At 72.3% G+C, this 7,925-nt stretch carries 5 protein-coding genes and 1 pseudogene; 4 read left to right on the plus strand and 2 right to left on the minus strand.

Going from position 1 to position 7,925, the window contains the following annotated elements:
* Positions 1 to 320 precede the first annotated feature (320 nt).
* Positions 321 to 725 carry a cobalamin B12-binding domain-containing protein gene (locus ACFYWL_RS00680; protein ID WP_386965491.1) on the minus strand — a complete coding sequence of 135 codons (405 nt, stop codon included), beginning with the start codon at positions 723 to 725 and terminating at the stop codon, positions 321 to 323.
* 392 nt (positions 726 to 1,117) lie between these two features.
* On the opposite strand from ACFYWL_RS00680, the gene ACFYWL_RS00685 reads away from it, so the two are divergent.
* Both ACFYWL_RS00685 and ACFYWL_RS00690 read left to right on the plus strand, forming a co-directional pair.
* Complete coding sequence (locus tag ACFYWL_RS00685) at positions 1,118 to 1,831, plus strand: M23 family metallopeptidase (protein ID WP_386965494.1); 714 nt, start codon at positions 1,118 to 1,120, stop codon at positions 1,829 to 1,831.
* A 329-nt stretch (positions 1,832 to 2,160) separates the two neighbouring features.
* A complete protein-coding gene (locus tag ACFYWL_RS00690; protein ID WP_386966669.1) occupies positions 2,161 to 2,889 on the plus strand; it encodes a M23 family metallopeptidase in 729 nt (242 codons plus the stop codon).
* 55 nt (positions 2,890 to 2,944) lie between these two features.
* Here the strand turns inward: ACFYWL_RS00690 and pcrA are convergent, their stop codons facing one another.
* Positions 2,945 to 5,344 carry a DNA helicase PcrA gene (gene pcrA, locus ACFYWL_RS00695; RefSeq protein ID WP_386965497.1) on the minus strand — a complete coding sequence of 800 codons (2,400 nt, stop codon included), beginning with the start codon at positions 5,342 to 5,344 and terminating at the stop codon, positions 2,945 to 2,947.
* 204 nt (positions 5,345 to 5,548) lie between these two features.
* Between pcrA and ACFYWL_RS00700 the strand changes: the two genes are divergently transcribed.
* Together ACFYWL_RS00700 and ACFYWL_RS00705 are read left to right on the plus strand one after the other, a co-directional pair.
* Complete coding sequence (locus ACFYWL_RS00700; protein ID WP_386965499.1) at positions 5,549 to 7,399, plus strand: bifunctional metallophosphatase/5'-nucleotidase; 1,851 nt, start codon at positions 5,549 to 5,551, stop codon at positions 7,397 to 7,399.
* Positions 7,400 to 7,685: 286 nt separating this feature from the next.
* Positions 7,686 to 7,925, plus strand: a pseudogene (locus ACFYWL_RS00705) (hypothetical protein); the annotation flags it as partial.

Below are 7,925 nucleotides of genomic sequence, written 5' to 3' on the forward strand. Positions count from 1 at the left end.
GTGCGCGGTGTGCCCTAATCCACAACCAGCGCGATCGCGGCCGTCGGCAGGGCGCGCAACAGCGCGCGTGGGAATTCCGCGGACGATGTTCCCAGCCCGGCGTAACCCCACGGTCAGGGCATCGTTGAGTCAGGTGTCGGAGCGCTGCTGAGCGCGACGGCGGGAGACGGCCGATGCCCTGTCGGTCGAGGGGTGGCGGCGGGGCATCGTGCATAGAGGGGCCGGACGTGTGAGGGGTGCGTCCGGCCCCTCCCCCTGCCTGCGGTCCGGTGCCCTTCCCGCCCGGGGAGGCCCGGGGAGGGCGACCGCGGGAGCGGGAGTCAGGCGACCGGCTGGGCCACGTTGGCCCGCACCCACTCGACGATCGACTGGGTGGTCGCGCCCGGGGTGAAGATCTTCTTGACGCCGAGCTGCTCCAGCTCGGGGATGTCGGCGTCGGGGACGATCCCGCCGCCGAAGACGACGATGTCCTGGGCGTCCCGCTCGACCAGCAGCTCGACGACCCGCCGGAACAGGGTCATGTGCGCGCCGGAGAGCACCGAGAGCCCGACCGCGTCGGCGTCCTCCTGGATGGCCGTCTCGACGATCTGCTCCGGCGTCTGGTGCAGGCCGGTGTAGATGACCTCCATGCCCGCGTCGCGGAGGGCGCGGGCGACGACCTTGGCCCCCCGGTCGTGGCCGTCGAGGCCCGGCTTCGCGACGACGACCCGGATACGAGAGCTCATCAGCGGACACCTTTCGAGGGCGCTACGACTGTCACCTGAACGAACGGTAACCCGGCGGGCCACCGGCAGGGAATCCGGCCAGCGCCCCGAGCGGAGAGCCTAGGGGGCCGGGGCAGGGGGTCGGACATTCGGGCGACAGCGGTCACGGTGCGCGACGAACGGGCAGGTGAGGGCACGTATGACCAAGTGACGAGGCGTGACAATAGAGGACGTAAACGGACAGATCGACACGCCAATTACCCCGTCTGGCTTGTGACGGGCGTGGTGGTTGGCTACCGTGTCCACGGTTGTCATCAGGTCCACGGACGGGTGACGACGCGGCCAGCCGACGTTCACCACCGCTTCACGGGCGTCGACAGACCGCATCGGAACCCCGACAACGGAGGGTGTGCGTGCGCCAGCGCCTGTCGTCTGAGCCCGATCGATATCGCGGTCGCCGCCGCGTACCCACCCCGCCGCGGAGCCGCTACGCCGCCGTCGTCACCACCGCGTTCGTCGGCGCCGGCATTGTCGCGATCGGCGCGGGAGCGCTGCCGGACGCCAAGAGCGTCAGCCCGTCGGTCCTCGACGAGCTCAAGCAGGCCTCCATCACCAGCCAGGACGCGGCGGCCCGCGCGGACTCCGCCGACCGGGCCTCCCGCGACAGCCGGGTCGAGACGAAGGCAGCCGGCGAGCAGGAGGTCTGGCTCCTGCCGTTGCAGGGCTACGACTTCAACTCCCCCTACGGCATGCGCTGGGGCAAGCTGCACACCGGGATCGACCTGGTGGCCCCCGAGGGCACCCCGTACGTCGCGATCCACGAGGGCACCGTCACGAAGGCCGGCTGGTTCGGCGGCTACGGCTACGCCGTGATCGTCAAGCACGCCGACGGCAGCGAGGCCATCTACGGCCACTCCTCCGCCGTGAGCGTCAAGGAGGGGCAGCAGGTCAAGGCCGGCGACCAGCTCGGCCTGGTCGGCAACACGGGCCACTCCTACGGCTCCCACCTGCACCTGGAGATCCATGTCAACGGGGACCCGCTGGACCCGGTGCCGTGGCTCCAGGAGCGCGGAGTGGACATCAAGATGCAAATCGAGCTGTACTACAGCGACGTAGCCGCGTCCTGACGCTACGCATCGACCGTTGACCGCCCGGATCAGCCGATCCGGGCGGTTCTTCGTGCTCGGCCCGCGCCAAAATGTCTGCTGCGTCACAGCGCTCGATGTGAGCAGCGACACATCGCCGTTGATCAATTATCCGGACGGGCGGGTCGGCTCCGGGACACTGCGGACACCGCCCGCCCGCGTCCGCGCCGCCCCTCCCGTCCCCCACCCGCCTCCTCACCAGCGCGAACACCAGTATTTCGAGGTCCACGTCCCCTCGAAGGTGTAGGTCCGCCGTGCACGAAGAGAACATCCGCAACAGCAGCACCCCCGACGCGCCGGCCCGCCACCGGATGCGCCCCCGGCCCGGCACCCGGGCCCTGGTCGTCGGCGCGGTCGCCCTGCTCGGGCTCGGTCTCGCCGGCGCCGCCGTCGCCACCACCGCTGGCGACGACGACCCGGCCCCCGCCACCGTGGCGGTCGACTCCCCGGCCCGCGCCGAGGCCGCCGCCCGCGCCGACCGCGCCGCCCGCGAGTCGGCCAGCCCTGCCGCCAGCCCCAGCACCGTCTCGCCGAGCCCGTCGAGCGCCAGCCCCAGCCCGACGGCGAAGAAGGCCACCGCCAAGCCGAAGCCGAAGCCGACCCCGAAGCCCACGCCGAAGAAGACCAGCAAGCCCACCCCCGCCTGGGTCATCCCGATGGCGGGGGCGACGATCACCTCCTGCTACGGCCCGCGCGGGGGCGCCCTGCACGCCGGCATCGACTTCGCCATGCCCGCCGGCACCCCGATCCACGCCGCCGCCGCGGGCACGGTCGTGAAGGCCGGCGACGTCGGCGACGGCTACGGCATCTCCGTCTTCGTCGACCACGGCAACGGCTACCTGACCCACTACGCCCACCAGAGCCGCACCGCCGTCGGCGTCGGCGACAAGGTCAAGGCGGGTCAGGTCATCGGCTACGAGGGCTCCACCGGCGACTCCACCGGCCCGCACCTGCACTTCGAGGTGCACCAGGGGCAGATGTGGAACCAGATCGACCCCGCGCCGTTCCTGCGCGCCCGGGGCATCGACGTGGCCTGCTGACCGCCCGGCGACGCGCCGGCCGCCGAGGAGCCATCCGGCGGCCGGCGCCCACCGGTCAGAGCTTGTCGATCGGGGCGTGCCGCAGCACCAGCCACATCGTCTGGTCGCCGAAGTCGATCTGCGCCCGCGCCCCCGGGCCGTGGCCCTCCACGGCGAGCACCCGGCCCAGGCCGTACCGCTGGTGGTTGACCCGGTCCCCGGCCGCGACCTTCGGGCCCTGGGGCAGCTCGCTGGCCGTGGCCAGCCGGCTGCCGTCGACGCCGAGTCGCTTGGCGAGCTGCGCGGCCTTCGGGGTGCCCCCGGTGAAGCCGCCACCGCGCGGCGCGCGGTCCGCGCGCCCGCCGACGCCACCGCCACCGCCGCCCCACGAGGTGTACGTCCCCTCGGTGCGCTCCCAGCGGACCAGCTCCGGCGGCAGCTCCTCCAGGAACCGCGACGGCGGGTTGTAGGCCGGCTGCCCCCACGCCGAGCGGGTCACCGCCCGGGACAGGTAGAGGCGCTGCCGGGCGCGGGTGATCCCCACGTACGCCAGCCGCCGCTCCTCCTCCAGCTCCCGGGTGTCGCCCAGCGCGCGCAGGTGCGGGAAGACGCCGTCCTCCAGCCCGGTCAGGAACACCACCGGGAACTCCAGCCCTTTGGCGGTGTGCAGGGTCATCAGGGTCACCACGCCCTGGTGCTCCGGGTCGTCGGAGGGGATCTGGTCGGCGTCGGCGACCAGCGCCACCTGCTCCAGGAAGCCGGCGACGGTGGCCCGCTCCCCCTCGGCGCCCAGCGCCTCGACCCGCTCCGTGTACTCCCGGGCGACGCTCACCAGCTCCTGGAGGTTGTCGACGCGGCCGGCGTCCTGCGGGTCGAGGCTCTCCTCCAGCTCGGTCAGGTAGCCCGAGCGGGTCAGCAGCGCCTCCAGCACCTCCTCCGGGGTGCCGGTCTCGGCCAGCTCCCGCGCGCCGTCGAGCAGCGCCACGAAGTCGCCGATGCCGTTGGCCGCCCGGGTGGAGATGCCCGGCGCGTCGCCCGCCCGGCGCAGGGCCGCCCCGAAGGAGATGCGGTCCCGGCTGGACAGGGCCTCCACGCACGCCTCCGCGCGCTCGCCGATGCCCCGGCGGGGGGTGTTGAGGACGCGGCGCAGGCTGACCGTGTCGTCGTCGTTGACCACCGCCCGCAGGTAAGCCAACGCGTCGCGGACCTCCTTGCGCTCGTAGAAGCGCACCCCGCCGACCACCTTGTAGGGCAGGCCGATCCGGATGAACACCTCCTCGAACACCCGGGACTGGGCGTTGGTGCGGTAGAACACCGCCACGTCGCCGGGGCGGGCCTCGTCGTCGTCGACCAGCCGGTCGACCTCCCGGCCCACCCAGTCGGCCTCGGCGTGCTCGGTGTCGGCGACGTATCCGACGATCTGCTCGCCGGCACCGGCGTCGCTCCACAGCCGCTTGGGCTTGCGGGAGGTGTTGCGGTCGATCACCGCGTTGGCGGCGTTGAGGATGGTCTGGGTGGAGCGGTAGTTCTGCTCCAGCAGGATCGTCCGGGCGTCGGTGAAGTCCCGCTCGAACTCCAGGATGTTGCGGATCGTCGCGCCCCGGAACGCGTAGATCGACTGGTCGGCGTCGCCGACCACGCACAACTCCGCCGGCTCGATCCCCTCGGTGCCGGAGACCAGCTCCTTGATCAGGGTGTACTGCGCGTGGTTGGTGTCCTGGTATTCGTCGACCAGCACGTGCCGGAACCGGCGGCGGTAGCCCTCCGCGACGTGCGGGTGCGACTGGAACAGGTGCACCGTCGTCATGATCAGATCGTCGAAGTCCAGCGCGTGCGCCTCGCGCAGCCGCCGCTGGTAGAGCGTGTACGCCTCGGCGAGGGCCCGCTCGTTGGGCCCCTTGGCCCGGCCGGCGAACTCCTCCGGGTCGACCAGCTCGTTCTTCAGGTTGGACACCTGGGCGGCCAGCCCCCGCGCCGGGTAGCGCTTCGGGTCCAGGTCCAGCTCGCGGGCGACGAGCTGCATCAGCCGGCGCGAGTCGTCGGCGTCGTAGATCGAGAAGCTCGACTTCAGGCCGGCGTGCTCGTGCTCGGCCCGCAGGATGCGCACGCACGCCGAGTGGAACGTCGACACCCACATCAGCCGGGCGCGCGGGCCGACGAGCTGGGTCACCCGCTCCTTCATCTCGCCGGCGGCCTTGTTGGTGAAGGTGATCGCGATGATCTCGCCGGGGTGCACGTCGCGGGCCGCCAGCAGGTAGGCGATCCGGTGGGTCAGCACCCGGGTCTTGCCGGAGCCGGCGCCGGCCACGATCAGCAGCGGCGAGCCGGCGTGCACGACGGCGTCGCGTTGGGGGCCGTTCAGGCCCTCCACCAGGGCCTGCGGGTCGAGGCGGGCGGCCGGGCCGGAGCGGCGCGGCGGGGCCGACGCGGGCTCGGGCTCGGGCGGGGGCGCGGGGATGTCGAAGAGAGGCTGCATCGCACGGCGAGTCTATGCCGCCGGCCGGACACTTCCCGACAGCGCGGCCCCCGACGCGACCGATCAGGGCGGGAAGGAGGCCGGGCGACACCAGGAAGAGACCAACCCGTCACCCGTCCGGCTCTGGCGCGGCCGTCCCCGATCCACAACGATGGCTGGTGAACCCCCACTTCCTCCCCCGTACACGATTTTGGGAGAACAACCATGAGTCAACCGCGCTCGCGCGGTCGGGCGGTGCTGCGTCACCTCGCCGCGCCGGCCCTCGCACTGGCTGTCGTCGCCACGCTGCCGGCCGCCACGCGGCCCGCGCCGGCCCCGGCCGCCGACCCCTGGGCGGCCCTCGCCCCGGTCTCGGTCTCCTACGCCAAGCCCACCGGCGGCGAGGTCAAGGGCAACTTCCTCAGCTACAACGACTTCCACGGCGCGATCGACCCGCCGGCGGGCAGCGGCGCCGTGGTCAACGGCACCCCGGCCGGCGGCGTGGAATACCTCGCCACCTGGCTCAAGAAGCTGCGCGCCGAGGCCAAGGCCGAGGGGCGGACCAGCACCACCGTCGGCGCGGGCGACCTGATCGGCGCGACGCCGCTGGTCAGCGCCGCATTCCACGACGAGCCGACCATCGAGCTGATGGACCAGATCGGCCTGGAGATCAGCTCCGTCGGCAACCACGAGTTCGACGAGGGCGTCGACGAGCTGATCCGGCTCAACAAGGGCGGCTGCCACCCGGTCGACGGCTGCCAGGACGGCGACGGCTTCAAGGGCGCGAAGTTCACCTACCTCGCCGCCAACACCATCAGCAAGAAGACCAAGCTGCCGATCCTGCCCCCGGTCGACGTCAAGCTCGTCGGCGGCGTGCCCGTCGGCTTCGTCGGGGTCACCCTGGAGGGCACCCCCGGCATCGTCAACCCCGCCGGCATCACCGGCGTCACCTTCAAAGACGAGGTGGAGACCGCCAACAAGTGGGGCGGCCTGCTCAAGCTGTTCGGCGTGAAGGCGATGGTGCTGCTGGTGCACGAGGGCGGCGCGCAGTCCCCGCCGCCGAGCACCCCCGGCGTCTCCGACTGCGCCAACTTCTCCGGCCCGATCGTCGACATCGTCAAGGGCCTGCGGCCCGAGTTCGGCCTGGTCGTCTCCGGCCACACCCACCGGTTCTACTCCTGCTCGCTGCCGAACTCGTCCGGCCAGCCCAGCGTGGTCACCAGCGCCGGCAACAACGGCCAGCTGATCACCGACATCGACTACTCCCTCAACCGGCGCACCGGCCGGTTCACCGGGATCTCGGCCCGCAACGTCATCGTCGAGAACGGCGTCCGCAACGCCGACGGCACCTGGCAGCAGACCAGCCCTGGCGTGTACGCCCGCAACCCCGACCTGGTGGACGCGGGCGCGAAGGCGCTGGCGGACAAGTACCGGGCGGCGGTCGCCCCGATCGCCAACAAGGTGGTCGGCAAGATCAGCGCCGACATCGTCCGCGACGCCCTGCCCAACGGCGAGAGCCCGCTCGGCGACGTGATCGCCGACGCGCAGCTCGCGTACACGAGGAGCAACGGGGCGCAGATCGCGCTCATGAACCCGGGCGGCGTGCGGGCCTCCATGTCGTACGGCGCGTCGTCCGGCGGCGAGGCGCCGGGCGAGGTGACCTACGGCGAGGCGTTCGCCGTGCAGCCGTTCAACAACCTCGTGGTCACCCAGACCTTCACCGGGGCGCAGCTCAAAAACGTGCTGGAGCAGCAGTTCGTGGGCTTCAAGGGGCAGACCACCCAGCGGATCCTCCAGGTCTCCGCCGGCCTGACCTACTCGTACGACAGCACGGCCCCGGCGGGCTCCCGAGTGAGCGCCCTGGCGCTGAACGGGACCCCGATCGACCCGGCGGCCAGCTACAAGGTCACCACGAACGACTTCTTGGCCAACGGCGGCGACGGCTTCACGGAGCTGACGGGCGGCACCGGCCGCACCACCGCCCCCGGCTTCGACGTCGACGCGCTGGTGGCGTACGTGGGCGCGGGCGACCCGGTCGCCCCGGGCCCGGCGAACCGCATCACCCGCCTCGGCTGAGCTGAGAAGGAGGGGCCCCTTGTTAACGCATACGGTCGAGAAGGGGCCCCTTCTCACACCTCCCGCCCCGGGAGCCGGCGGCAGTGCTTGCGCAGGCGGCCGGGGGGTCGGCATACTCGACGGCGTGTTCGGTCAGCGCTTCTACTTTTACTACGGCACCGGGAGTCCGGCAGCCGTGGGTCGCGCCTGATCAGATCAGACCTACGAAAGCCCCGGGCTCTGGAGAGCCCGGGGCTTTTCCGTCCCGGGATCCGGGCACCGGGCCCGACATCCGAGGGGTACGGCGATGATGACAGACGTGGTGGAGCAGAACGGCAGCTTGGCGCGGTCCCGTCCGCAGGGCGACCAGGACGGCGGCGGCCAGGCCAACGCCGGCAACGGCAGCACGGGCAGCGGGAACGCGGGCGCTGTCGGCGGCGGGAAGGCGGGCGCTGACCTGCCCGGCAACGCGGGCGCGGGCGTCGCCGGCAACGGCAACGCGAACGCGGGCGCCGCTGGCAGCGGGAACACGGCTGCCGCCGGCAGT

This window comes from Micromonospora sp. NPDC002575 (assembly GCF_042889525.1).
GTDB lineage: Bacteria > Actinomycetota > Actinomycetes > Mycobacteriales > Micromonosporaceae > Micromonospora > Micromonospora carbonacea.

Excerpts from the sequence above, each read along its gene's own strand:
- ACFYWL_RS00680 (WP_386965491.1), bottom strand. The coding sequence starts at position 725 with ATGAGCTCTCGTATCCGGGTCGTCGTCGCGAAGCCGGGCCTCGACGGC.
- ACFYWL_RS00690 (WP_386966669.1), top strand. The coding sequence starts at position 2,161 with ATGCGCCCCCGGCCCGGCACCCGGGCCCTGGTCGTCGGCGCGGTCGCC.
- pcrA (WP_386965497.1), bottom strand. The coding sequence starts at position 5,344 with ATGCAGCCTCTCTTCGACATCCCCGCGCCCCCGCCCGAGCCCGAGCCC.
- ACFYWL_RS00700 (WP_386965499.1), top strand. The coding sequence starts at position 5,549 with ATGAGTCAACCGCGCTCGCGCGGTCGGGCGGTGCTGCGTCACCTCGCC.